This is a genomic window from Polaromonas sp. Polasp52, from assembly GCF_059491565.1.
This window is the reverse complement of record NZ_CP168513.1, coordinates 1,863,096-1,885,859: the sequence shown is the minus strand read 5'-3', so window position 1 is coordinate 1,885,859 and position 22,764 is coordinate 1,863,096. Positions and strand designations below refer to the sequence as shown.

General features: G+C 67.1%; 23 protein-coding genes. 5 read left to right on the top strand and 18 right to left on the bottom strand.

The window, feature by feature from the left end; translation table 11 throughout:
• Positions 1–8: 8 nt before the first annotated feature.
• Genes ACEN9P_RS08730 through ACEN9P_RS08720 form a run of 3 tightly spaced genes read right to left on the bottom strand, consistent with a single transcriptional unit; the run spans position 9 to position 3,379 of the window.
• Complete coding sequence (locus ACEN9P_RS08730) at positions 9–455, bottom strand: CoA-binding protein (RefSeq protein ID WP_477663444.1); 447 nt, start codon at positions 453–455, stop codon at positions 9–11.
• A gap of 19 nt (positions 456–474) precedes the next feature.
• Positions 475–1,140: a thioredoxin family protein gene (locus ACEN9P_RS08725; RefSeq protein WP_495621725.1), complete on the bottom strand. Its 666-nt coding sequence runs from the start codon at positions 1,138–1,140 to the stop codon at positions 475–477.
• Positions 1,141–1,183: 43 nt separating this feature from the next.
• On the bottom strand, positions 1,184–3,379 hold the full coding sequence (locus ACEN9P_RS08720) for a protein-disulfide reductase DsbD family protein (RefSeq protein WP_495621724.1): 2,196 nt from the start codon (positions 3,377–3,379) through the stop codon (positions 1,184–1,186).
• Between the two features lie 103 nt (positions 3,380–3,482).
• Between ACEN9P_RS08720 and ACEN9P_RS08715 the strand changes: the two genes are divergently transcribed.
• Positions 3,483–5,069, top strand: coding sequence for a B12-binding domain-containing radical SAM protein (locus ACEN9P_RS08715; RefSeq protein WP_495621723.1), 1,587 nt, complete (start codon positions 3,483–3,485; stop codon positions 5,067–5,069).
• Between the two features lie 29 nt (positions 5,070–5,098).
• Complete coding sequence (locus tag ACEN9P_RS08710) at positions 5,099–5,935, top strand: creatininase family protein (protein WP_495621722.1); 837 nt, start codon at positions 5,099–5,101, stop codon at positions 5,933–5,935.
• Positions 5,936–5,945: 10 nt separating this feature from the next.
• Here ACEN9P_RS08710 and ACEN9P_RS08705 read toward each other — a convergent pair whose 3' ends face one another.
• Together ACEN9P_RS08705 and ACEN9P_RS08700 are read right to left on the bottom strand one after the other, a co-directional pair.
• The gene (locus ACEN9P_RS08705) at positions 5,946–7,367 is read right to left on the bottom strand and encodes a hypothetical protein (RefSeq protein WP_495621721.1); all 1,422 of its coding nucleotides are present in this window, start codon (positions 7,365–7,367) and stop codon (positions 5,946–5,948) included.
• Complete coding sequence (locus ACEN9P_RS08700; protein WP_495621720.1) at positions 7,367–8,650, bottom strand: SPFH domain-containing protein; 1,284 nt, start codon at positions 8,648–8,650, stop codon at positions 7,367–7,369. The genes ACEN9P_RS08705 and ACEN9P_RS08700 overlap by 1 nt, the downstream gene beginning before the upstream one ends.
• A gap of 210 nt (positions 8,651–8,860) precedes the next feature.
• Here ACEN9P_RS08700 and ACEN9P_RS08695 point away from each other — a divergent pair, with 210 nt between their 5' ends.
• The 3 genes from ACEN9P_RS08695 (at position 8,861) to ACEN9P_RS08685 (ending at position 12,476) form a co-directional block, all read left to right on the top strand.
• Positions 8,861–9,586 carry a response regulator transcription factor gene (locus ACEN9P_RS08695; RefSeq protein WP_477663437.1) on the top strand — a complete coding sequence of 242 codons (726 nt, stop codon included), beginning with the start codon at positions 8,861–8,863 and terminating at the stop codon, positions 9,584–9,586.
• The gene (locus ACEN9P_RS08690) at positions 9,583–11,727 is read left to right on the top strand and encodes a sensor histidine kinase (protein ID WP_495621719.1); all 2,145 of its coding nucleotides are present in this window, start codon (positions 9,583–9,585) and stop codon (positions 11,725–11,727) included. The genes ACEN9P_RS08695 and ACEN9P_RS08690 overlap by 4 nt, the downstream gene beginning before the upstream one ends.
• A gap of 290 nt (positions 11,728–12,017) precedes the next feature.
• Entirely contained in the window at positions 12,018–12,476 is a 459-nt protein-coding gene (locus ACEN9P_RS08685; protein WP_477663435.1) for an Lrp/AsnC family transcriptional regulator, read from the top strand.
• Positions 12,477–12,516: 40 nt separating this feature from the next.
• Here ACEN9P_RS08685 and ACEN9P_RS08680 read toward each other — a convergent pair whose 3' ends face one another.
• The 13 genes from ACEN9P_RS08680 to ACEN9P_RS08620 form a co-directional block, all read right to left on the bottom strand.
• Entirely contained in the window at positions 12,517–13,668 is a 1,152-nt protein-coding gene (locus ACEN9P_RS08680; RefSeq protein WP_477663434.1) for a TGL-type protein-glutamine gamma-glutamyltransferase, read from the bottom strand.
• Positions 13,669–13,769: 101 nt separating this feature from the next.
• Positions 13,770–14,438 (bottom strand): histidine phosphatase family protein, encoded by a 669-nt coding sequence (locus ACEN9P_RS08675; protein WP_495621718.1) that lies wholly within the window; start codon positions 14,436–14,438, stop codon positions 13,770–13,772.
• 52 nt (positions 14,439–14,490) lie between these two features.
• On the bottom strand, positions 14,491–15,492 hold the full coding sequence (locus ACEN9P_RS08670; protein WP_495621717.1) for a threonine dehydratase: 1,002 nt from the start codon (positions 15,490–15,492) through the stop codon (positions 14,491–14,493).
• A 55-nt stretch (positions 15,493–15,547) separates the two neighbouring features.
• Positions 15,548–16,189, bottom strand: coding sequence for a LysE family translocator (locus tag ACEN9P_RS08665; RefSeq protein WP_495621716.1), 642 nt, complete (start codon positions 16,187–16,189; stop codon positions 15,548–15,550).
• 1 nt (position 16,190) lies between these two features.
• Positions 16,191–16,904, bottom strand: coding sequence for a VOC family protein (locus ACEN9P_RS08660; RefSeq protein ID WP_495621715.1), 714 nt, complete (start codon positions 16,902–16,904; stop codon positions 16,191–16,193).
• Between the two features lie 14 nt (positions 16,905–16,918).
• Positions 16,919–17,833, bottom strand: a complete 915-nt coding sequence (locus ACEN9P_RS08655) for a PhzF family phenazine biosynthesis protein (RefSeq protein WP_495621714.1) — start codon at positions 17,831–17,833, stop codon at positions 16,919–16,921.
• Positions 17,834–17,867: 34 nt separating this feature from the next.
• The gene (locus ACEN9P_RS08650; RefSeq protein WP_495621713.1) at positions 17,868–18,488 is read right to left on the bottom strand and encodes a glutathione S-transferase; all 621 of its coding nucleotides are present in this window, start codon (positions 18,486–18,488) and stop codon (positions 17,868–17,870) included.
• 1 nt (position 18,489) lies between these two features.
• The gene (locus tag ACEN9P_RS08645; protein ID WP_495621712.1) at positions 18,490–19,131 is read right to left on the bottom strand and encodes a LysE family translocator; all 642 of its coding nucleotides are present in this window, start codon (positions 19,129–19,131) and stop codon (positions 18,490–18,492) included.
• Positions 19,128–20,321, bottom strand: a complete 1,194-nt coding sequence (locus tag ACEN9P_RS08640; RefSeq protein WP_477701256.1) for an aminotransferase-like domain-containing protein — start codon at positions 20,319–20,321, stop codon at positions 19,128–19,130. Before ACEN9P_RS08640 ends, ACEN9P_RS08645 begins: the two co-directional genes overlap by 4 nt.
• A gap of 151 nt (positions 20,322–20,472) precedes the next feature.
• Positions 20,473–20,802: a DHCW motif cupin fold protein gene (locus tag ACEN9P_RS08635; RefSeq protein ID WP_477663426.1), complete on the bottom strand. Its 330-nt coding sequence runs from the start codon at positions 20,800–20,802 to the stop codon at positions 20,473–20,475.
• A complete protein-coding gene (locus ACEN9P_RS08630) occupies positions 20,799–21,146 on the bottom strand; it encodes an antibiotic biosynthesis monooxygenase family protein (RefSeq protein WP_477663425.1) in 348 nt (115 codons plus the stop codon). Before ACEN9P_RS08630 ends, ACEN9P_RS08635 begins: the two co-directional genes overlap by 4 nt.
• Positions 21,146–22,084, bottom strand: a complete 939-nt coding sequence (locus tag ACEN9P_RS08625; protein WP_495621711.1) for a DMT family transporter — start codon at positions 22,082–22,084, stop codon at positions 21,146–21,148. Before ACEN9P_RS08625 ends, ACEN9P_RS08630 begins: the two co-directional genes overlap by 1 nt.
• Entirely contained in the window at positions 22,081–22,692 is a 612-nt protein-coding gene (locus tag ACEN9P_RS08620) for a LysE family translocator (RefSeq protein WP_477663423.1), read from the bottom strand. The genes ACEN9P_RS08625 and ACEN9P_RS08620 overlap by 4 nt, the downstream gene beginning before the upstream one ends.
• Between the last annotated feature and the right edge of the window lie 72 nt (positions 22,693–22,764).

The window sequence follows — 22,764 nt, the reverse complement described above, 5'->3', positions numbered from 1 at the left end:
ACGCAAGCTCAGGCCGAAGCGGTATCCAGCAGGCCGCGCGACTGCAGCACCCGGTGGTCTATCTTGATGCAGTGGTCCTGCACCACCAGCAGGCCGGCGGCCTCGGCCTTGGCTGCCGCGGCCGGGTTGCTGATGCCCAGCTGCATCCAGACGGCCTTGGCGCCTATGGCGATGGCCTCGTCGACCACGGGCGGAATGTCTTCGCTGTTGCGAAAGCAGTTCACCAGCTCGATGTTTTCATGGCGCGCGGCTTCGCTCAGCGAAGGGTAGGCTTTTTCGCCCAGCACCTCGGTGGCATTGGGGTTCACCGGGATGATGCGGTAGCCGTTGGCCTGCATGTAGCGCGCCACGTCAAAACTCGCGCGGTGCGGCTGCGGTGACAGGCCCACGACCGCGATGTTGCGGTAGTGCTTGAGGATGTGCGGCATGCGCTCGGCGGGGGGGAGTGTGGTCATAAAGATATCCGGCGGCGGTTCACGCCGCGTCCTTGTACTTGACCGAGCAGCCGTAGGCGCGGCTGCTCGCCACGCTCAGCGGCTTGCCGCCCAGCGCTTCCGTGAGGCCCTGGCGCACATAGTTGGTCGCGGTCTTGATGTCGTCCACGCGGGCCGAGGGGATGCTGTCTATGCCGCCCGCATACAGCAGCTGGCCCTGCGGGCTGATGATGTACATGTGCGGCGTGGTCTTGGCGCCGTAGAGCTGGCCCACCTGGCCCGACTCGTCCATCAGCGTGGCGCTGGGCTGGCCTTGTTTTTCGGCCATCCAGCCGGCGAGTTTGCCCGGCGCCAGGTAGTCGCCGCTGCCGGCTTCGGTGGAATTGACGGCCAGCCAGACCACACCCCTGGCGGTGAACTCTTTTTGCAGGCTTTGCATATTGCCGCTGTAGTGCTTGCGCACAAAGGGGCAGCCCGGGTTGGTCCATTCCAGCACCACCAGCTTGCCCTTGTAGTCACTGAGGCGGTGGGTCTTGCCGGCGGTGTCCACGGCGGAAAAGTCGGGCGCCGCCTGGCCCACGGCGGCCGTCGCGGCCTGCGCGGCAAGCGGGAACAGCGCGGCCGAGGCCAGCCAGGGCGCGGCGGCCAGGGCGCCGGAGAAATGCCGGCGGCTCAGCGGCCGGGCAGGGGATGCTTGATCATTCATGACTCGACTCCTTTGAAGACAAAAGAAGAAACAGACAAGCACATCACAGCTTGGCCAGCTCGGCCCTCACATCATCGACCGACAAAATCTCCGACAGCACGACGGGCGCGCGGCCGGGTTTGTAGATCACATACACCGGCACACCGTTGCGGCCCAGCTGGGCCAGTGCCGCCGTCACGGCCGGGTCGCGCCGCGTCCAGTCGGCGCGCAGCAGCGCCACGTTTTTGGCCTGGATGTCGGCCAGCACCGCGGCATTCGAGAGGGTGGTCTTCTTGTTGTACTGGCAGGTCACGCACCAGGCGGCGGTGAAGTCGACGAACACACTTTGCCCTTGTGCGGCGAGCTGGTCAACCCGGCCCGGTTCCCAGGCCTGCCAGCCGCCGGCAAGTGGCGCGGCCGAGTTAGCCGACGTGAGGGCCACAGGCCGCGTGATATTCGGGCCTACGGCCCAGAGGCCCAGCGCGCCCAGCGCGATGGAAAAAGCCGCCAGCAGCGTGCGCGCCGTGCCTCGCAGCGTGAAAGCCCAGATCACCAGCGCCATCAACACCAGCAGGGCCAGCAGCGCGCCCGCGCCGTCCACCCCGCTTTGCTGGCCCAGCACCCAGACCAGCCAGGCCACGGTGGCGAACATGGGGAAGGCCATCAACTGCTTGAAGGTCAGCATCCAGGGGCCGGGGCGCGGCAGCACGCGCGCGACGGCCGGGATGGCGCTGGCCGCCAGGTAGGGAATGGCCATGCCCACGCCTATGGCCGCGAACACCGACAGCGCCTGCAAGGCCGGCAAGCCCACCGCATAACCGAGCGAGGCGCCCATAAAAGGCGCGGTGCAGGGCGAGGCGATCGCCGTGGCCAGCACACCCGACAAAAACGCGTTGACCGTGGGATTTTTCGCCTGCCAGCCCGCGAGCCGGCCAGGCAGGATGTTGCCGAATTCAAACAGGCCCGCGAGGTTCAGGCCCAGCAGCGTGAACAGCGCCGCCATCAGCGCGACCACTGCGGGGTTCTGCAACTGGAAGCCCCAGCCCAGCTGCTCGCCCGCGGCACGCAGGCCCAACAGCAGCGCGCCCAGCGCCAGGAAAGACAGCACCACACCCACGGTATAGGCCAGGCCGGTGGTCAGCCGCGTGGCGGCGTCTTTCACCTGCACAAAACCCACGACCTTGATGGCCAGCACCGGGAACACGCAGGGCATGAGGTTGAGCACCAGCCCGCCCAGCAAGGCGCCCAGCAGCGCGGCGAACAGGCCCACCGGTGGCGTGCCGCCGGCCTGCATCGGCGCGGCGCCGGTCGCGGCATTGGCGCGCAGGGCCGCCTCAAGCGCGGGCGGCACCACGGCGGCCGCGGCCGGTGCGGGCCAGTTGCCCTTGACCGGCGCGTCTATGCGGTAGGCGATGTTGTCCAGGGCCACCACCAGCGGCATGCTGGCCGGGCTTTCACTGCGCTGGCCGGACAAGGGCAGCTCGGCCGTCCAGACCGCGCCCTGCCAGGCCTGCTGCCAAGCGGCCGCCGGTTCGATCACGCTGCCGGTTTCGGGATACAGCGCAAGTGTCTTGCCCTGCAGCGCGGCGGGCAGGCCGGCCAGGGAAATTTTGATGGATTTGCCGCCGCCAACCTCCACCTGGCTGGCACCGGCCGCCAGCGGCCTGGGCGTGGCGGCAAAGGTGTCCTGGAACAACTGGCTGCTGGCGGCCGTCGAGCTGCGCACCGGGATGCTCAGCGCGAACTCGCCCTCTTGCGGAATACATTCCTTGCGGCAGACCAACCAGGCCGCCTTGAGTTTGACTTCAAGCTGGTTGCCGGCAAAGCTGGGCGCCACCGTCAGCGGCACCGGCAGCAGCACGGTTTTTTCGTAGCCGTAGTTGGCCAGCGTGCCTATGGGAATCTTTTTCGGCGTCGGCCAGGCGATCTCACCCGCGTCAATGCCGGCCGGCAACTGCCAGTCGAGCTGCGTGGGCAGGCCCGAATCGCCCGAGTTCTTCCAGTAGGTATGCCACTCGGGCTGGTGCGTGAGCGCCAGGCCCACCCAGACCGGCTTGCCGGGCTCCACGCCCTCGGGTGCCCAGGCCAGCAGTTCGGCCCGCACCTGCTCGGTGGTGACCACGCTGGCGGCCGCGCCGCGGCTGCTTTTGCCCGGCAGGTTCAAGGGCGTGTTCTGGGCACTGGCCGCCGTGGACAGTGCGCCGATAGCTATCAAAAGCGTAGCGGCCAGGGCGGCGAGCAGGGGGCGCTTGGAATGCATGGTGCGGGTGTGAGCGGGCCTTGGGGGCATTAGTTCCTGAGGGGCGGCCAGCGCCGGCCACCCGATTACAGCTGTTTTCAGAGCCAACTCCGATAATAGGGTCATGCCCCGTATTGTCCTCGCCACCCTGAATGCGAAGTACATCCACGCTTCGCTGGGCCTGCGCTACCTGCTGGCGAATATGGACAGGCATGGCGGGCCGGGCCTGCGCGAAGCCACGCAGCTGCGCGAATTTGTGATCCAGCAGCGGCCCACGCAGATCGTCGAGGAGTTGCTGGCGCTGCAGCCCGAAGTGATAGGCCTGGGTATCTATATATGGAATGTGGTCGAAACCACCCAGGTGGTGCGCCTGCTCAAGGCCTTGCGGCCGGATATCAAGATCGTGCTGGGCGGGCCCGAGGTCAGCTATGAGACCGGCGAGCAGGAAATCTGCCGCCTGGCCGACCATGTGGTCACCGGCTGGGGCGACGTGAGTTTTCCCAAGCTGTGCCGCGCGCTGCTCGACGGCCCGCAGCCGCTGATGAAAGTGATTGCCGGCGAACAGCCGCCGCTGGAGGCGCTGGCCCTGCCTTACACCGATTACAGCGCCGAAGACCTGGCCAAACGCCTGCTGTATGTCGAGGCCTCGCGCGGCTGCCCCTTCAAGTGCGAGTTCTGCCTGAGCTCGCTCGACAAGACCGCCTGGGCTTTTGACCTGGACGTCTTCATGGCCGAGATGGACGCGCTGTATCGCCGTGGCGCGCGCAACTTCAAGTTTGTCGACCGCACCTTCAACCTCAAGGTCGAGAATTCGGTGCGCATCCTGCAGTTCTTCCTCGACCACATGGCGCCGGATTTGTTTGTGCATTTTGAAGTCGTGCCTGACAGCCTGCCCGAGCGCCTGAAGACCTTGATCGCGCAGTTCCCGGCCGGCTCGCTGCAGTTTGAGGTCGGCATCCAGAGTTTTAACCCAGAGGTGCAGCAACGCATCTCGCGCAAGCAGGACAACGGCAAGACCGCCGACAACCTGCGCTGGCTGGTGAATGAAAGCCGGGCCCATGTGCATGCCGACCTGATCTTCGGCCTGCCCGGCGAAACCCTGGAAAGTTTTGCCGACGGCTTTGACCGCCTGTACGAACTGGCGCCGCATGAAATCCAGTTCGGTATCCTCAAGCGCCTGCGCGGCACACCGATCACCAGGCACACGGCGGAATTCGCCATGGCCTACGACCCGCAGACGCCGTACACGATTCTGCAAAACTCCACGATCGACTTCGCCACCATGCAGCGCATCAACCGCTTTGCGCGCTACTGGGAAATGGTCGCGAATTCTGGGCGCTTCGCGCGCGGGCTTGAACTGCTGCTGGCGCCCGGATCGGCGTTTGGCAATTTTTTGCGTTTCAGCGACTGGCTGTGGTTGACCACCGGCAAGACGCATGAGTTTGCGCTGGAGAAGCTGGTGGATTTGCTGTTTGATCACCTGACCGCCGTGCGCGGCCTGGCTGTGGGAGATGTGCGCGCTGCGCTGCTCGCAGATTACCTGGCCGGCGGTGCGCGCGGAAGGCCGCAGTGCCTGGCCGACGCCCTGGTTTCGGTGCGGGTGGCGGCGCCGCCACGGGCCGGCCGGCACGGTGCCGAGCGGCAGGGGCGGCATCTGGGGCAGCAGGCAGGTCATAAGGAAGAAATCCAGAAGGCAGCTGCTGCGGCTTGAGCCCGCGTAAATACCTCAAAATACCCTTTATGCCCACCCCAACCCCTCCTCGCCACTGGTCCACCCTGAAAACCCCGGATTTCGCCAAACTGGACCTGGCCCGCTGCATCGCGGTGCTGCCGGTGGCGGCAACCGAGCAGCACGGCCCGCACCTGCCGCTGAACGTGGATGCGGCGCTGGTCGAGGGCGTGATTGAGGCCGCCCTGCCGCACCTGCCGGCCGCGCAGCCCATTTTGTTTTTGCCCACGCAAGCCGTGGGTTTCAGCCCCGAGCACACACGTTTTGCCGGCACCCTGACGCTGAAAGCCGAAACGGTGATACGGCTCTGGACCGAGCTGGCCGAGTCGGTCGCGCAGACGGGTGTCAAAAAGCTGGTGCTGCTCAATTCGCATGGCGGCCAGGTCGGCCTGCTCGATGTGGTCGCGCGCGACCTGCGGGCCCGGTTGGGCATGCTGGTGTACAGCGTGAACTGGTTCAACCTGCCGCTGCTGGCTGAAGACGGCAAATCGGTCAACGATTTGTTCAGCGCCGAGGAGCATCGCTTCGGCATCCATGCCGGCGAGATTGAAACCTCCATGATGCTGGCGCTCAAGCCGGAGCAGGTCGACATGGCCAAGGCGCAAGACTTTCATTCGAGTTCGCAAGACCGCGCCCACAAATTCAAGCTCCTGGGTGACGGCCGCAGCGCCAAGCTGGCCTGGCAGATGCAGGACTACAACCCGAACGGCGCGGTCGGCAATGCGGCCGCCGCCACCGCCGAAAAAGGCCGCGCCCTGCTGGGCGCGGCGGGCCGTAGCCTGGCGCAGCTGCTGGTGGAGATCGACCAGCTGCCGGCTGATACCTTGAGCGACAAGACCGCTTTCTAAAGCAGCAGCTTCAGCGCAGGATCACCGTCTGCCGCTTCCACGCGGCGTCCTGCCAGCGGAAGGCGACCAGTGTGCCCGGGTCGCCGGCCTGCTTCTCGGTCGTCAAGGTGTCCAGGCGCGCGACCTCAAAATTGCGGCGCAGGCGGCCGGCGATGCGGGTTTCGCGGGCCAGCAGCATGTGCGGCGCGCCGCGCACCCAACCAGCAAATTCCACATAACCCAATTCGGGGCCGTTGCTGGCGGGCGGCAGCACTTCAACCGCCCACTTGCCTGCGCTTTTGCGAAACACCCACAGCTCGCGCCAGGCATCCAGCGGCTGCACCGCGAGCGCCAGGGCCTGGCCGTCGGGATGGGCGCTCGCGGAAGCGGCCCACACGATGCCGTAGGTGCAGCGTTTGGCCACGGCTTCCTTGCCCGGTTTGCCGTCGGCCTTGTTTTCATACAGCGCCACGCAGGTTTCGCCGGCCTGGCCGGCCTCGGTCGCCAGCGTCAATTTCGCAAAACGGGGCAGGGCGGTTTCGGCGGCCCATCGCGATGCGCCCACACGGATCGCCGCGTCGTTGTAGTCCTGGCGGTCGTTGTCGCTCAGTTCCAGCTTGTTCACCGCAGCAAGTTCCGCCAGGGCGCGCTGGGCCGCGGCCGCAGGCGCTTCGCCCCGGCGCGCCTGCTCAAAGGCCAGGCTGGCCAACACGCCGGCGCGGCGCAGGCGCAAACGGTTTTTGCTGACTTCGGGCAGGCTTGCAAACTGCGCGGCGCTGAGCTTGTCCAGCACCTCGGCGCGCCACTGGTCCTGTGCCAGGCGCTCCTGCGGGTGCAGGTCGGGGCTCATGCAGTCGGGGCGGGTCAGGGCCAGGGCGGCGCGGGCGCGCTGCTCGGCGTCCGAGGGCAGGGCCAGCACACGGCGAAAGGCCTCGCCGTTGTAGCAAAGCTGCATGCTGCCGCCCTGCTCATAACCCTTGAAGCCCACGCCGTAAAAGCTGGCCACTTCCATGTGCGCGGAAATCACGTCGCTGGTGGCCTTGCCGTGTTTCATGGAGGCGCGGCGCGCCAGGCGCTCGGCCATGGTGCCCAGCGCGTCGAAGGTTTCCGCGCCTATGGCTTCGGCGGGCGCGGCCTTGAGGTAGGCGGCCGTGTAGGCAATGCCCAAAGCCTCGGCACCCGGGCTTTCGCGCAGGAAGCGCACCACCGACAGCAGCTGCGGCGCTTCCTCGGGCTGCAGCGAGACAGTGCGCACCTGGCTCACGTGGATAAAACCCGCGCGTTCGCGCCTGTGGTCGTAAACCTGCAGGTAGTCCATGCGCTGGCCGCGGATCTCGAGCGCGTCGCCCTGCCACAGCGCCGCCTGCTGCGCGGCCGAATCGCGCGGGGCGGCGCGCAGGCTGGCCTGGTCCTGCGTCACGATGGCCAGCGTCAGGAGTGCGGTGGTGATCATTATTCGGCCTCTTCTTTGTTGTCGTTGTCTTGCGTGCCGGCATCGCGCGGCGCTTGCGCCACGTTGCGGCCGGCCTTGGGCGCGCCGCCCAGCAGGCCCGCGCCCACAAAGCCGCCGCTGGTGGAGGGCGGGGCGATGATCACGGTGATCTTGTCGCTGAGCTTGTCGGCCATGGTTTTCTGGATCAGCAGCGGGTGCCGCGTGACCAGCACGCCTTCACGCGCCATCTGCTCGCTGTTGATCTTGCCCACGCGGTCCAGCCGGTAGGCTTCGGCGTCCGCGAGCTTCTGCCGCGAATCGGCCTCGCCCGCGGCCTCGATGCGCCGCGCCTGGGCGCTGCCTTCGGCCGTGCGTATGCGCGACTGTTTCTCGGCTTCGGCTTCGAGCTGGCGCTGCTCGATCTGCTTTTGCTTGAAGGGCAGCACATGTTTCATGGCTTCCTCTTGCGCCCTGGCCGCGATCACCTGTTCGTTGGCGGCGGCCTGTGCGTTGGTCTCGCGGCGCACTTTTTCGGCCATCGCGTCCAGCTCGGTTTCCTTGACGCGCTTTTCCTTCAAGGCCAGGGTGTAGCGCATTTTTTCGGTCGCGAGCTCCTCGGCCAGCAGCTTGTCCATGCCCTGGCGGTAGTCGGCGGGCAGGTCCACCTTGCCCATCTGCACGCCGCGCAGCAGGATGCCGTCGGCCGCGAGCTTGGGCTTGAGTTCGGCTTCAATGAGCTGCTGGATCTCGGCGCGTTTGCTCGAGAAGATTTCCCGTACCGTGTAGCGGGTGAAGGTCTTGTAGATCACGCCCTGCACGGCGGGCTGCACGATCTGGCCGGCGATGTCGTCGGGCAGGTTTTTCGACAGCGCGTTGACCTTGGCCGGGTCCAGCGCATAACGCACCGTGAGGTCCACGCCCAGCGACATGCCCTCCACCGACTGGAAGGGCGAGGGGCCGTCGGCGCGGCTGCTGCCCTCGGGGCGGTAGACCTGGTCGCGCAGCGAGAAGGTGCGCAGCTCGTGCAGCCCGGGCAGCAGCAGCAGCGAGCCTTCGCGGAACTCGTCGACCCCGCCGGTCAGCTGGTTGGTGCGTATGGCCACGTCGCCGCGCGCCACGGATTCCAGCGGCGGGTGCACCCACAGCAGGTAGCCGGCCGCGGCCGCCGCGGCGGTGGCGATCATCAGGCTGCGGGCGCCGGCGGCGCGGCGCACGCCCGTGGCGGCGATACGGCGGGTGCCGTGCACCCCCCTGGAAAAGATGGCGCGTATGCGCAGGGCGATGCGGCTAAAACGTGGGTTCATGACGGGCTCCTCCGGTCTGGTTTGGCGAGAGGCGCGGGCTGCGCTCTCTCTGGCCTCCATTGTTCGAAGCGGGCCCGGAGCATTCAATGCGCTTGCGCGGTGTCTTTGCGCGCCTGGGCAGCGGCATTCATCCGCCAACGGAAGAAACACTCACACGGCCGAGGCCGGCCCGCGCCCATAATCAGGCCACCCCTTTACTTCGCACGCCCCATGACCAAAATTGCCGTCATCGAAGACGATTTGCCCATGAGCAACCAGCTCAGGGGCTGGATTGAATCGGCCCGGCCGGGCATACAGGTCGACCAGTGGTTCAGCCGCGACGACGCCGAAGCCGCCATCGCCCGCGAGGGTTACGACGCCGTGGTGCTGGACATCGAACTGGGGCGCGAACGCCATGCCGGCGTGGCCATCATCAACGCCATCAACAAGCAGCGGCAGGGCACGCCGGTGCTGGTGGTCTCGGCCATGCCGGCCGCCATCTACCGCAGCATCATGAAAGCCCTGGACGCCTGGGACTACCTGCAAAAAACCACGTTTGAGGAAGCCGACTTCATCGAAACCTTCCTGGACATCCTGCGCAGCGCCAAGGCAAACCCCGCGGGCAAGGCGCCCGCGACAGACGGCCAGGAGCTGCAGCTGGACCCGCTGCGCCAGAACACCGCCATCTGGCGTGGCCAGCGCGTGAACCTGCCGCTGACGGCGCAGCGCATCCTGGCGGCGCTGCATGCGCGCCGGGGCGAGGTGGTCAGCTATGAAGACCTCTACCAGGTGGTCAAAAGCGGCCGCAACCGCGACAACATCCGCAAGCACGTGAGCACCATACGCGACGCCTTCAAGGAAATCGACGCGGCCTTCGAGGGCATTGAAAACGTGCCCATGCGCGGCTTTCGCTGGGCCGAGGCCGATACCGCCCCGCGCGGCAAGGGCCGGGCGTGAAGCTGCCGGCGGGGCTGGACGTCGAGCGCCTGCTGCCGGCGCGCGTGCCCTTCGGCCTGCGGGTTTTCTTTCGCGGCGCTTTTTTGCTGCTGGGGCTGGCCACCATCGCGCTGGCCGTCGCCGTGCTGCAGGATGAAAAAGAGCGCAGCTACCGCAACTACCAGGACGGCTTTCGCAAGAACCAGGCGCAGATCGCGGCCAAGCTGCGCCATCCCACGGGCCAGCTGGTGCTGCTCAACCCCACCGCCTACGACCATGAGGTCACGCCGCTGCGCCCGCTGGTGCTGCCGTTTTCAGCCCTTGACTTTGACGACCGCAACAAGGCCCAGCAGGCGGTGGAGATGGCCGGCTGCCTGGTGCAATACCCCGATGCGGCCTCGATGTGCGTGGCCGTGGGCAACAACCCCTTTGCCGGCGGTTTCCTCTACGCCGTCGGCAGCTTCAACAGCGGACCGCTGGTGTCGCACAGCTCGGGCACGCTGGATCTGAGCCTGGCGCACCGCGCCCGCATCACGGTCGACATGCGCGGCCAGCGCTACCGCTGGATCGCTCCTTTCCAGGCCATGCAGGCCGTCGATGAGGGCCGCAACGCCTCGCCCTTTGCCAACACCCGGGGGCGGCTGGTGGGTTTTGCCGACGACGGCCCGATCACGCCGGCCAGCCGGCCGGTGCGCGATTTCCGCGGCTGGCTCTGGCAGGACGGCCGCTGCGTGGACAGCGCGCCGGCGGCGGACCCGGATTGCGCGCGGCGCGCCTTTGTCAGCGTGCGCCTGCCGGTGGAGCTGTTTCGCGAGGCGCTGTTTGCCAAGGGCCCGGCCGGCATCGTCTGGCCGCCGGCCGACCTGGACCAGATCAAGGTGCAGGTGGAAATGCTGGCCCCCGGCGAGGGCAAGCCGCTGTTCGACAGCAATGCCGCGGGCGCCACCGCGCCTTTTTCCTGGGCCGAGCTGAGCCCCTTGCTGCTGCCCGGCGAAAAGCTGCGCATACGCAAGCTGGGCGCGGGCGGCGCCGGCAAGGACATCGTGGCGCTGTCCGGCGCCGAGGCCGCGGAGCGCGCCTCGCCGCTGATCGCCTGGCTGATCCGCCGGCTGCAGGTGGAGGGCTACGACGCGCCCGTCACCAGCACGGACATCATCAGTACGCCGCTGGGCCGCTATGAACTCACGCTGACCGGCGACATCCGCACGGTCAACAAGGCCCTCACGGCCGTGGCCACCCGCGTGTCCTGGTTTGTGGGCGGCATGCTGCTGGCCATCTTCGCGACCTGGCTGGCGATCGAGCTGCGCATCATCCACCGCATCACCGAGCTGACCCGTCGCGCCGCCACCGTCTCCAAGGGCGTGCGCGCCAGCGACGGCCTGGCGGCGGTGGATTTGGCCGACCTGCGCGGCGGCGACGAACTGGGCGTGCTGGCCGGCGGCCTGCAGGATTTGCTGCAGCGCGTGAACGAGGACGTGCGGCGCGAGCAGATACGCGTGGCCCAGGAAAAAGACACCTGGCATGCGGTCGGCCATGAAATCATGTCGCCGCTGCAGTCGCTGATGGTGCTGCACGGCAGCGCCGACGACCCGGCGCACCGCTACATCAGCCGCATGCAGCAGGCGGTGCGGGTGCTCTACGGCAGCGCCTCGCCCAGCGAGGCGTTTGAGTCCACCGCGCTCAATGTGCAGACCCTGGACGCCAACGAATTCCTGCGCCACGTGGCGCGAAACGCCGCGGCGGCCGGCATTCCCGGCGTGGCTTTTGAGCCCCTGGCCCAGCCGGTCACGGTGCGCGCCGACGAATATTCGCTGGAAGACGTGGTCTCGCATGTGCTGCGCAATGCCGAGCGTTACCGCCGGCCCGGCAGCCTGATCCGCATCACGCTGTCCCTGCAGGCGCGGGAAGGCGCCACGGCGCCCGAGGCGCTGATCGCCATCAGCAACCTGGGCCCGCGGATAGACGCCGGCATGCTGGACAAGATTTTTGAATACGGCGTGTCCGACCTGCCCGACACCGATGCCGGCGCACCGGGCCAGCGCGGCCAGGGCCTGTTTGTCGCCAAGACCTATATGGCCAAGATGGGCAGCACCATCAGCGCGCGCAACCTGGATGATGGCGTGTGCCTCGAATTGCGCCTGCAGTGCGCGGCCGGCGCCTGATTCCATTGCCAAATCGGCGCGAGAGTAGGCGCGCCGCCGCAGACAGTGCTACAGCACGGCAAGGCGGCGCAACGACCTATCGCGTTGATTTGGCAATGGAATAAAGTCAAAAGCCCCCAGCGAGCGGTAACTTGCTGGAGGCCTTGTCTTGCCAGCCGGACCGGTAAGCCCGCTGCCATGGAAGAAAGTATCGCCGGGACGGGACCGAATAATTTGCTTGATTTGCTGCCGGATTTGCCGGATACAGATAAAAAATCTGCAAATTCCTAAAAATCAGATAAATTAGCTGAATGGATACTTTGGATCGGAAAATCCTTCAGGTGTTGCAGGCCGATGCGCGCACCAGCCTGCAAGACATTGGCCAGGCCGTGGGCCTGAGTCCCTCGCCCTGCTGGGGCCGCATCAAGAAGATGGAGGAAGCCGGCGTGATCGAGGGCTACACCGTGCGCCTCAATGCGCAGGCCCTGGGCTTGGGCGACACGGTCATGGTGCAGGTCACGCTGGACAGCCATTCCGACAACACGCTTGAAAAATTCGGTGAAACCCTGGCCGCGATTCCCGAGGTGGTCGAGGCTTACCTGGTGTCCGGCGAATACGACTATTTGCTGCGCATCGCGGTGCATGACACCAAGGACTATGAGCGCCTGCTGCGCGAGCGGCTCTACAAGATCAAGGGCATACGCCACAGCAAGTCCAGCTTTGTGCTGCGCACGCTGAAAAAAGCCGATCTCCCCCTGCTGCCGGGCTGAGGATCAGGTTCCCAGGCGTTCGGGTGGCAAGGCGGCGCAATCAGGCGGGCGGCAGCACCATGTCGGCAGTGCCCGGCCGCATCCAGCGCGGGTACTCGCGCGAAGTGTCTATGCAGCCGCCCGACTGGTAGACGCCCTTGGGCTCGCGCATGCGCAGCATCAGCTCCAGGATGCGCGCGGTCTCGGCCGGGTCGGCGCTGGAGGCCTTGACGCCGGCTTCAACAATGCTTTCGTTGATGCGCAGCTCACCGGCTTCGTCGGTATAGGTCGCGTGCCGCCAGTGGAACAGCTCCAGGCATTTGGCTGTCAGCGAGTAGGGTTGCTCGCGCTTCCAGAAGTTGGTGAACAGGCCGTTGCCGATGTAAAACACCCAGGAGCCTTCGTAACCCGAGACGTCCGAGGAGTGCTCGTCGGGGTTGCGGAACCACAGGCGGTCGCCGGGCACGTAATATTTGGGCGGCAGCGGCTGCTCCATGGAGCCGTATTCGCGCAGGAACACGTCGTGGAACTTGCCCGACATGATGGCGCGCCGCTCCCAGCGCTGCTGCAGGCCGGCCAGCAGGGCCGGGTTGCAGGCCTCCAGCTCCTGCGCGATGGCCAGCAGGATCACATACTCGGTCGCGCGGTAGCACGAGAAGGAATACAGCTTGCCGGAGGCCTCGGGCTGGGTGGCTTTTTGCAGGGCGGGAATCAGCGCACAGCCGGGCCGCACGGTAAAGCCGTCGTCCTCGGAGTAGGTCCAGCAGTCCTCGGGTCGGTTGACTTCGGTGGTGTGGAATTCCAGCGCCGTCTTGCGCGCGGCGACCACGATGTTGCGGCGCACGCGCAGTGCCGAGGCCAGCTCTTCATGGCTGGGAAACTCGAAGGCAACCGGGCTCAGCAGCATGGCCAGCAGGATTTCGCGCTCCAGGTCCTCGCTGTTGCCCGTCGTATCCAGTTGCAGTGTTTCGGCCAGGCCCAGGGTGTCCAGGCCCGGCGCCCATTTTTGGGCCAGGCCGGCCCTGAGGCGAAAGCGCCGGCCCATGGCGGCGCCTTCGCGCGCGGGGAGTTCCTCGGTTTCCACGGCGTCCTGCAGGCCCAGTTGCTCGAGCTGCACCAGGAAGCGGTAGCTGGACGCCGCCAGCGCATCGGCCGTGCCGGCGTGAAGGTGTATGCCCGCGACGGCGAGGCTGGGAGTGGGGGCTGCGCTCATGTGCCGAAGAGTATCTTTGCTTGGCGCGATCCCGGCAATGGTAAAAACACCACGGAGACCGATGCAAGGTTTGCGTCAGCGTTTAGGCCGTCAACAGGTTCTCAGGCGTAGGTGATCCAGCTTGCGTGCTCGGGCGCGTCCAGGTGCGGCAAGGTGTTGTAAGTCACCAGCATGTGGCGCTTGGGCGTGAAGGCGAACTCGGTGAGTGAGCAGTTGCGTATGCGCAGGTTGAGCTCTATGGTGGTTTCCGGGCTGGTGCCCAGCACGTGGCCCACGGCCGTCGAGATCGGCCCGCCGCTGGAGACCAGCAGCACATTGCCGCTGTGCGTGCTGCGGATGTGGTCCAGCACGTCAGTGACGCCGGCGACGAATTCCGTGTAACTGGGCATGCCCCGGGGGCTGACGACGCCGGCCATCCATTGCGTCAGGCCGTCGCGCAGCAGGCGGAAATGGCCGCGGTATTGCTCGGGCGTGGTCGGTTTTTCGAGTTTGTGTGGGTGTATCGCGCCTATGACGGCATGGCTGTCGTATTCGTTGAGGCCGGGCCGCTGCTCGGCCTGCATGTCTATTCCCATGCCCTCGCAGATGCCGGCAAAGGTGTTGACCTGGCGCTGCAGCGTGCCGGTGAAGGCGGCGTCAAAAGTTATGCCCTTGTACTTGAAGTATTCCCCCAGGCGGACACTTTGCTGGCGCCCCATGGGGCTGAGCACGTCGTAGTCGTCTTCGCCAAACGAGGCCTGGCCGTGGCGCACGAGGTAGAGGGTTCCCATGGGCGGATTGTGGCGGCGGCAGGCACGCGCCCCAGTCCCGTGCGCGACCAACTCAGGTCTGGCTTAGCACCTTGGCGACAGTGGCGGTGTCCACATTGCCGCCGGTAAGCGCGATGCCCACGGCCTGGCCTTTGAGTTGATCACGCTCCTGCATCGCGGCGGCAAAACTCGCCGCGCCCGCGCCCTCGGCCACATTGTGGGTGTCGGCGTACAGCTCGCGCATGGCCTGGGCGACTTCCTCGTCCGTCACCTTCACGACGTGGTCCAGCTGCGGCAGCAGGATGGCCAGTGCATCGGCATCGGCGACGCGGCAGGCCATGCCGTCGGCCAGCTGGGTGGTCACGGGCGCCTCGACCACGCGGCCGGCGGCCAGCGAGTCGGCATAGGTGGTGGCATGCGTGCTCACCACGCCGACGATGCGCAGCTTGCGGCCCAGCGCCAGCTTGGCGGCAATCGCCGAACACGCGCCGGATCCCTGGCCGATAGGCACATAGACCACGTCCAGCTGCGGCACGGCCAGCATGAATTCCCACCAGTAGGTGCTGACGCCGCGCAGCAGGTCGGCATGGAAGCTGGGCACCATGTGGGCGCCGCGTTCGGCGGCCAGCGCGATGGCGAATTCGCGGCTGGCCTGGAAGTCGTCGCCGTGTTCGATCAGCGTCACGCCCAGCGCGCGCATGGCGGCATTTTTCTCGGTCGAGTTGCCGTGCGGAACCACGATGGTGCAGGCCACGCCGTGCGCGCGCGCCGCCCAGCCTATGCTCTGGCCGTGGTTGCCGCGCGTGGCGCTGACGACCTGCGCGGGCAGCTCGCCGCGCCGCTGCAGCGCCTCGAAGTAGGTGAGCCCGCCGCGCAGCTTGAAGGCGCCGACCGGCGTGTGGTTCTCGTGCTTGATCCAGCAGTCGGTGCCCAGGCGCTGGCTGGACAGGCCCCAGCGGTATTGCGGCGTGGCCTGGAATTCGCGGTAGACCACGCGGGCCGCGTCTTCGATCTCGCGCAGCGAGGGCAGCAGGCTGTTCTCCAGCGCCGGCGCCTGGTCGAGGACGGCGCTCATTGGCTAGCCTCCGCTCTGCGAGCTGCGGTATTCGCCTTGGGAACGGCCCGGCGGCTCATGCGGCCGCCCGTTTTTCGGCCAGCAGGCGCAGCGCCAGCAGGCCCAGCACCGTGCCCATCACATAACGCTGCACGCGCATCCAGCTGATGTTGCGGTTCAGGAAGCCGGCAATCGCCGCGGCAAAGCAGATCAGTACCGTGTTCACGCTGGTGCTGACGCTGATCTGCACCAAGCCCAGCGTCAGGCTTTGCAGCAGCAGGTCGCCGCGCTCGGGATGCAGGAACTGCGGGAAGAAGGAGAGGTAAAACATCGCGACCTTGGGATTGAGCAGGTTGGTCATAAAACCCATGAGGAACAGCGTGCGCGGTGGGTCGTGCGGTAGCTCGCGGGTCTCAAAGGGTGCGAGGCCGCCGGGCTTGACGGCTTGCCACGCCAGCCACAGCAGATAGGCCGCGCCCGCGACCTTGATCGCGTCAAAGGCCACCGGCACCGCCAGCAGCAGCGCCGTGAGGCCGAAGGACGCGGCCAGCAGGTGCACCACAAAACCCAGGGCCACGCCGCTCAGCGACACCAGGCCGGCGCCGCGGCCCTGGCACAGCGTGCGCGAGATGCAATAAATCATGTTGGGCCCGGGCGTGATCACCAGCACAAAGGCGGCGAGGGCAAACCAGGCGAGTTCGGTGGTGTTGAAAAGCATCTCAGACTCCGTGTGATTGAAGTGTCACGAGGCCGCGCGGCGTCTGCAGCGTGGCGATCAGGTTGGGCGGGCCTTGTGACAGGCCCACGCCGGCCAGGCCTATGGCCTCGTAGCCGGCGCGCAAAGCGTCGGGCCGCGGATGGCTGGCGTGCAGCGACTGCAGCGTGACGCCCGAGGGCGCCATGCTCTGGCTGGGATGGGCCTCGCCCCACTGGATCAGTGTGGGCAGCGCGCCGTAGAACAGGCGCTGCCCGTCCTCGCGCACCGTGATCTTCCAGGACAGCAGGCCTTGCGGCGTCATGCGCGAAGCCTCCAGCAGCTCGCCGCGGTCCAGCCCCAGGCGCGCCAGCGCGCGCACGCCGCCCTGCGCCCGGGCGGTGGAGGCCGCGAAGTGGGCGAGCTGCGGCCCGCCCTTGCTGAGCTGCAGTTGCAGCTCCAGGTCGTCCAGGTCAAACCAGCGCCTGGCCGGGGCCGGGCGCGTGCAGGGCTTGCCCGGCTGGATCGCGATGATTTCAAAATAAGCCGTGGGAAAGGCCGGCGACGCGATGCTGAAGAGGCGGTTGTGCGTGCCCATCAGCGCATGCTCGCCGCCCGGCCCGGGCGTGATGCCCAGCACGCGCTCACACCACTGCACACCCTGCTCCAGGCTGGCCGCCACCACCACCAGGTGGTCGACCTGCGAGGCCAGCGGAGGGGATGCTGTGGCGGTTTCCATGGTGTTGGCAGGCCTTAAAGCGTGACGCTTCCGTCCACGCAGCTCACTGACTCGCCGCCGACCCAGACCTGGCCGGCCGCGTCGCGCTCCAGGTGCACCTGGCCCGCACGGCCCAGGCACACGCCTTGCGAGGCGGTGTAGCGCTCGGGCGCATGGCCTTCGGCGATCAGCCATTGCGCCAGGCTGGCGTTGAGGCTGCCGGTGACCGGGTCTTCGTCGACGCCGATGGGCGAGGCAAAGGCCCGCACCTCAAAGTCGGGCGCAAAAGAGGGCTGGGACGGCGCAAAAGCCCTGGCCTCGCGGTTGGCGCGTGCGATCAGCGGGGCGGCGCCTTCGTGCGGATAGCGCGCGACGACCCCAACCTTGGTGCCCAGCTTGGCCAGCGCCTTGTGGTCGGGCGCCAGGCTCAGCACGGTCTCGGGGCTGTCCAGCAGCAGGCCCAGCCAGAGCGGGCCGTTGTCCAGGCATTGCGCGGCCAGCACCTGGCTGGCCTTGAGCCCCAGCGCCGTGGCCACCTGGGCCAGCACCGTGGGGCTGGGCGCCGTGCGCTTGAGCGCCGGCGCGGCAAAGGCCAGGCGCTTGCTGCCGGGTTCGCGGCGGATCTTGACCAGGCCGACCTTGCATTCCTGCACGATGAAGTCCTTGGAGCGCGGCTGCCCGCCGGCCTCCAGCCAGCTGTGGCAGCTGCCCAGCGTGGGGTGGCCGGCAAAGGGCAGCTCGCCGCCCGGCGTGAAGATGCGCACGCGGTAGTCGGCCGCGGCGTCCGTGGGCGGCAGCAAAAAGGTGGTTTCGGACAGGTTGGTCCATTTGGCAAAACGCTGCATCGCGGCATCGTCCAGGCCGCTGCCGTCCAGTACCACGGCCAGGGGATTGCCGTAGTAAGGGCTGGGGGTGAATACGTCGACTTGCTTGAATGCGCGCTGCTTCATGGGGGCTCTCGGTTTTCCGGGTGGGTTTAAAGATTTATGACAGGGGAAGGTCCAGCACGCCGCGCGAGGCGGGACGCGCCAGCAGGTTCTGGTACCAGCGGTCCAGGTGGGGCCGCGCGGGCCGCGGCTGCGGCAGGCCGAACCAGCGGTGCATTTCGCAGCCCAGCGGGATGTCGGCCATGCCGAACTGCTCGCCGCCTATATAGGCATGCTCGGCCAGGTGTGCATCGAGCAAAGCCAGCAGCGGCTCGGTGGCGGCCACCGATTGCGCGATCAGCCCCGCATTGCGCTGCTCGGCCGGTGTGCGTATCTGCTGCACAAACGCCGCGCGGCCGGCCGGGTTGAAGGTGGTCTGCTGCCAGTCCATCCACTGCTCGGCGGCAAAACGCTGCGGCAGCGCCGTGGGATAGAAGTTGCCCGATGAATATTTGGCGCAGAGGTAGCGCACGATGACGTTGGACTCCCAGACGAGGACCTCGCCGTCTTCCATCAGCGGCACCAGCGCATTCGGGTTCTTGCGGCGGTAGTCGGCGTCCTTGACGATGCCGAACTGCCCGCCGGCATCGGTGCGCTGCAGGGTCAGGCCCAGTTCCTGCGCGGCCCAGACGACTTTGCGCACATTGATGGAGCTGAGGCGCCCCCAGAGATGAAGCATGTCAGATTCCTTTGGAGGGTCGGTCGAGGAGCAGCAGCCTGAGCGCGAGCCCGGCCATGGTCAAAGCCAGCAGGCCGCGCTGGAATGCCGCGGCGCCGGGCCGCGCCTGCAGGCGACGGCCTATCTGGCCGCTGAAGGCGCCCAGCACGGTGTTGAAAACCAGCGCCAGCGCCGACAGCAGCACGCCCAGCACCAGCAGCTGCAAGGCCACGTGGCCGCGCGCCGGGTTCACGAACTGCGGCAGGAAGACCATGAAGAACAGCAGCGCTTTCGGGTTCACCAGGTTGTTGAGCCAGGCCATGCGCACAATGCGCGCGAAACCGGCGGGCTGGGCCGGCGCCTTGTCGCCGCGCGCGCCGGCCGGCCGCAAGGCCTGGCAGGCCAGCCACAGCAGGTAGAGCGCGCCGGCGTATCGCAGCACATCGAAGGAGGGCGGCCAGGCCGCGACCAGCGCGGTCACGCCCGTCGCGGCGCAGAGTGTGTGCACCAGGTCGGCCGCCGAGATGCCGATGGCCGCCGCGAAACCGCCGCGCACGCCGTGCGCCAGCCCGTGCGACAGCACAAACGCCATGTTGGGACCGGGCGAGATGAACAGTGCCAGCACCGCCAGCACGAACAGCGACAGCGTGCCCGTGTCCATCATGCGGCCGCGCGCAGTTCAGGCAGGCCCGTGGGCAGTTGCTCGCGGATGGCCGCGGCCAGCGCGGCGATGCCGATGTTGATCTGCTCGACGCTGGAGGTCACAAAGGACAGGCGCAGCGTGCGGGCGTCGGCATGGTCGGCGTAAAAGGCCCAGCCGGGCACAAAAGCCACGTTGCGCTCCACGGCCTTGGGCAGCAGGTCGATGGCGTTCATGCCTTCGGGCAGGCGCACCCACAAAAACATGCCGCCGGCCGGCGTGTTCCAGCTCACGCCTTCGGGCATGTCGCGCTGCATGGCGGCCAGCATGGCGTCGCGCTGCGATTTGTAGAGCGCGCGTATGGTCGGCACGTGGCGCTCCAGGAAGTTGTTCTTCATGGTCTCGACCACCATGCGCTGGTTAAAGCCCGGCGTGTGCAGGTCGGCGGCCTGCTTGGCCTGCAGCAGCTTGGGGTAGAGCGACTTGGGCGCGACCATGAAGCCCAGGCGCAGGCCGGGTGCCAGGATCTTGGAGAAGGAGCCCATGTAGACGCAGCCCTCGGGGTTGCGTGCCGTCAGCGGCAGCGGCGGCGGCGTGTCGAACCACAGGTCGCCGTAGGGGTTGTCCTCGACGATGGGCAGGCCCAGGCGCGCGGCCTCGGCGCTCAGCGCGGCGCGGCGCGCCTCGCTCATGGTGCGGCCGGTCGGGTTCTGGAAGTTGGGCAGCACATAAAAGAAACGCGCGCCGGCGGCCTTGCTCGCCAGGTCGGCGATGTCCACGCCTTCCTCGTCGCTGGCCACACCCACCACCTCGGGCTCCATGGGCGTGAAGGCCTGCAGCGCGCCCAGGTAGGTGGGTGTTTCCACCAGCACGCGGCTGCCGGCGTCTATCAGTATCTTGGCGATGAGGTCCAGGCCCTGCTGCGAGCCGGTGGTGATCAGCACCTGCGCCGGGTCGACCTCCCAGGGCAGCATGGCGGCCACCATCTCGCGCAGCGGCGCATAGCCTTCGCTGGCCGCGTACTGCAGCGCCGCATGGCCGTCCTCGCGCAGCACCTTGTCGCAGGCCTCGCGAAAGGCGGCGACGGGGAAGGTCTTGGGCGAGGGCAGGCCGCCGGCGAAGCTGATGATGCCGGGCTTCTCGGTGACCTTGAGGATCTCGCGGATCACCGAGGGGTTCATCTTGTGGGCGCGTTGCGCCTGGGTCCATGTCATGTCGCTCATCTCACTCTCCTCCTTGAGGGCCGCCTCGGGCGGCCCGGCTCACACAATGGTTGAAAAATTCAGGGTCCCATGGCATAGGGCCATGGCGCATGATCGCAGCCTGGCGTTTTTGCGCAAGAGACAGTTCATACGGTACGGCCGCTCAATCCACCACAAACAGCGTGGCGCCCAGCGGCGAGGTCGAGCGGTGCGCTTCGGCCTGGTCGGCGACCTGGTAGCTCATGCCGGGCTCCAGCGTGAAGCGGCGCCCGTCTTCGAGTTCGGTATGCAACTGGCCCTGCAGGCACAGCAGGATGTGGCCTTTTTTGCACCAGTGGTCGGACACATAACCCGGCGTGTACTCGACCATGCGCACGCGCACGTCGCCGAATTTCTGCGTGCGCCAGAAGGCCTTGCCTTCCAGGGCTGAATGCTCGGTGCGGTCCACGGCGGACCAGTCGGTCGTGCCGAAAGGGATGTTGGCGATGTTCATGCGGCAACTCCCTGGCCGCGGTCGCGCTGGTTGGGGGTGATGTGTTCGATCTTGCCGTCGCCGTAAGAGCGCAGCACCTGCGAGACGACGATGTGAAAGCCTTTGTACCACTGGGTGTACTGGCGTTTGGCTTCCAGGTGCTTGGGGTGGGCCGAGAAGGCGCGCAGCGCCTCCTGGTTGTCCCAGAAATAGGTCGCGTTGCTGCGCGTGCCATCGGGCGAGCGCCAGGTTTCCGCGCCCAGGTAGCCCGGGGTGGCGTGGGCAGCTTCCTCGATCAGCGCGTCCAGTGCGTGGAAGCGCTCGTCATAGGTGCCGGGTTCAAAAATAAAAGAGGCGCAGTACATCAGGTCTTCCTCGGGTGCAGCAATGAAGGGTGCATGGCGGCCGGCTGGTGCACCGGCATTTTTTTGCCGATGAACACGGTGGCGATCACCGCCAGGCCGAAGCCCACGGTCACCGCGTCCAGGCTTTCGCCCAGCAGCGGCACCGCGAACAGCATGGACAAAAACGGCTGCAGCAGCTGCACCTGGCTCACGCGCACCGTGCCGCCCAGTGCCAGGCCGCGGTACCAGGCAAAAAAGCCCAGCCACATCGAAAACACCGCGACATAACCAAAGCCCCACCAGGCAGACGCCTTGATGGACGCTGCGGGCCAGTTCAGGGCCGCCAGCGGCAAGGTCAGCGGCAGGGACAGCAGCAGCGCCCAGCAGATCACATGTTCAGCCCGCATGCGCTGCGACAGCCTGGCGCCGTAGCCGTAACCCACGGCGGCGCACAGCACTGCGGCCAGCAGCAGCAAGTCCGCAAGGCTGATGGACAGGCCGCCGCTGCCCGATCGCAACAGGGCAAAAGCCACCACCAGCGCGCTGCCCAGGGCGGCGCACAGCCAGAAGCCGGCGGACGGCCGCTGGCGGTGCAGCAAGGCGCCCACGGCGGCGGTGGCCAGCGGCAGGGCGCCGATGATCACGGCGGCATGCACGGCCTCCACATAACGCATGGCAATCGAGGTGAACAGCGGAAAACCGAAGACCACACCGCCCGCCGTGGCGGCCAGCGGCCACCAGTCCCCGCGCTTGGGAAGGGGCGCGCGCGTGGCCAGCAGGAACACCGCCGACAGGCCCGCCGCCACCACGGCGCGGCCCAGCGCGATGAAGAGGCCCGACATCTGCGGCGCGTCGGGCGTGCCCACGGCCAGCCGCGTCATGGGCAGCGTGACGGAAAAGATCACGGTGCCCAGCAGACCCAGCCACAGGCCTTTGCTGATTTGCGCGTGGGGGCTCATATAAAGAGCATCCAGATCGCGGTGGCCACCAGCACGGCCGCCATGACGTAGTTGAACCAGCGCAGCCGCAGGCCGCTACCGGCCGGGCCGGACAGCCAGTCGCGCAGCAATGAACCGGCCAGCGCATACACCATGTTGCTCACAAAGGCATACGCCAGCATCACCGGCAGCACGATGGCCAGGCGCAGGGCGGGCGCCTCGCGGCCGGCGATCCAGCCGCTGACGATGGCCAGCGCCAGCATCCAGGCCTTGATGTTGACGAATTGCAGCGCCGCGCCCTGCCAGAAGGTGACGCTCAGCCGGGAGGCGTCGGCCTGGCTGAGCTGGCGCGATTGGGAAACCTTGAAGGCCAGCCACAGCAGGTAGGCCACGCCGCCGATCTTGACGGCCCAGCTCAGCAGCGGCACCGCCAGCACCAGCGCGCCCAGGCCCAGCGCGCAGACCAGCAGCAGCGCGCCCCAGCCCACGGGCACAGCGCAGACAAACGGCAGCGCGCGGCGGAAACCGTGGTTGGCGCCCAGCGCGGTGGACAGCGTGGTGTTGGGCCCGGGCGAAAAGCTCATCGCCGTGGCCAGCACCAGTAAAGCCGTAAATTCTTGCCAGTTCATGTTTCCCACTTTATAGTTGAAAGCAATACACCACCAATACAGTTAGCGGTACAAATTCCAAAACTGTATTGG

What these genes read in the sequence shown, in the direction of transcription:
- ACEN9P_RS08730 (WP_477663444.1), bottom strand. Translation starts at nt 455, where the DNA reads ATGACCACACTCCCCCCCGCCGAGCGCATGCCGCACATCCTCAAGCAC.
- ACEN9P_RS08725 (WP_495621725.1), bottom strand. Translation starts at nt 1,140, where the DNA reads ATGAATGATCAAGCATCCCCTGCCCGGCCGCTGAGCCGCCGGCATTTC.
- ACEN9P_RS08720 (WP_495621724.1), bottom strand. Translation starts at nt 3,379, where the DNA reads ATGCATTCCAAGCGCCCCCTGCTCGCCGCCCTGGCCGCTACGCTTTTG.
- ACEN9P_RS08715 (WP_495621723.1), top strand. Translation starts at nt 3,483, where the DNA reads ATGCCCCGTATTGTCCTCGCCACCCTGAATGCGAAGTACATCCACGCT.
- ACEN9P_RS08710 (WP_495621722.1), top strand. Translation starts at nt 5,099, where the DNA reads ATGCCCACCCCAACCCCTCCTCGCCACTGGTCCACCCTGAAAACCCCG.
- ACEN9P_RS08705 (WP_495621721.1), bottom strand. Translation starts at nt 7,367, where the DNA reads ATGATCACCACCGCACTCCTGACGCTGGCCATCGTGACGCAGGACCAG.
- ACEN9P_RS08700 (WP_495621720.1), bottom strand. Translation starts at nt 8,650, where the DNA reads ATGAACCCACGTTTTAGCCGCATCGCCCTGCGCATACGCGCCATCTTT.
- ACEN9P_RS08695 (WP_477663437.1), top strand. Translation starts at nt 8,861, where the DNA reads ATGACCAAAATTGCCGTCATCGAAGACGATTTGCCCATGAGCAACCAG.
- ACEN9P_RS08685 (WP_477663435.1), top strand. Translation starts at nt 12,018, where the DNA reads ATGGATACTTTGGATCGGAAAATCCTTCAGGTGTTGCAGGCCGATGCG.
- ACEN9P_RS08680 (WP_477663434.1), bottom strand. Translation starts at nt 13,668, where the DNA reads ATGAGCGCAGCCCCCACTCCCAGCCTCGCCGTCGCGGGCATACACCTT.
- ACEN9P_RS08675 (WP_495621718.1), bottom strand. Translation starts at nt 14,438, where the DNA reads ATGGGAACCCTCTACCTCGTGCGCCACGGCCAGGCCTCGTTTGGCGAA.
- ACEN9P_RS08670 (WP_495621717.1), bottom strand. Translation starts at nt 15,492, where the DNA reads ATGAGCGCCGTCCTCGACCAGGCGCCGGCGCTGGAGAACAGCCTGCTG.
- ACEN9P_RS08665 (WP_495621716.1), bottom strand. Translation starts at nt 16,189, where the DNA reads ATGCTTTTCAACACCACCGAACTCGCCTGGTTTGCCCTCGCCGCCTTT.
- ACEN9P_RS08660 (WP_495621715.1), bottom strand. Translation starts at nt 16,904, where the DNA reads ATGGAAACCGCCACAGCATCCCCTCCGCTGGCCTCGCAGGTCGACCAC.
- ACEN9P_RS08655 (WP_495621714.1), bottom strand. Translation starts at nt 17,833, where the DNA reads ATGAAGCAGCGCGCATTCAAGCAAGTCGACGTATTCACCCCCAGCCCT.
- ACEN9P_RS08650 (WP_495621713.1), bottom strand. Translation starts at nt 18,488, where the DNA reads ATGCTTCATCTCTGGGGGCGCCTCAGCTCCATCAATGTGCGCAAAGTC.
- ACEN9P_RS08645 (WP_495621712.1), bottom strand. Translation starts at nt 19,131, where the DNA reads ATGATGGACACGGGCACGCTGTCGCTGTTCGTGCTGGCGGTGCTGGCA.
- ACEN9P_RS08640 (WP_477701256.1), bottom strand. Translation starts at nt 20,321, where the DNA reads ATGACATGGACCCAGGCGCAACGCGCCCACAAGATGAACCCCTCGGTG.
- ACEN9P_RS08635 (WP_477663426.1), bottom strand. Translation starts at nt 20,802, where the DNA reads ATGAACATCGCCAACATCCCTTTCGGCACGACCGACTGGTCCGCCGTG.
- ACEN9P_RS08630 (WP_477663425.1), bottom strand. Translation starts at nt 21,146, where the DNA reads ATGTACTGCGCCTCTTTTATTTTTGAACCCGGCACCTATGACGAGCGC.
- ACEN9P_RS08625 (WP_495621711.1), bottom strand. Translation starts at nt 22,084, where the DNA reads ATGAGCCCCCACGCGCAAATCAGCAAAGGCCTGTGGCTGGGTCTGCTG.
- ACEN9P_RS08620 (WP_477663423.1), bottom strand. Translation starts at nt 22,692, where the DNA reads ATGAACTGGCAAGAATTTACGGCTTTACTGGTGCTGGCCACGGCGATG.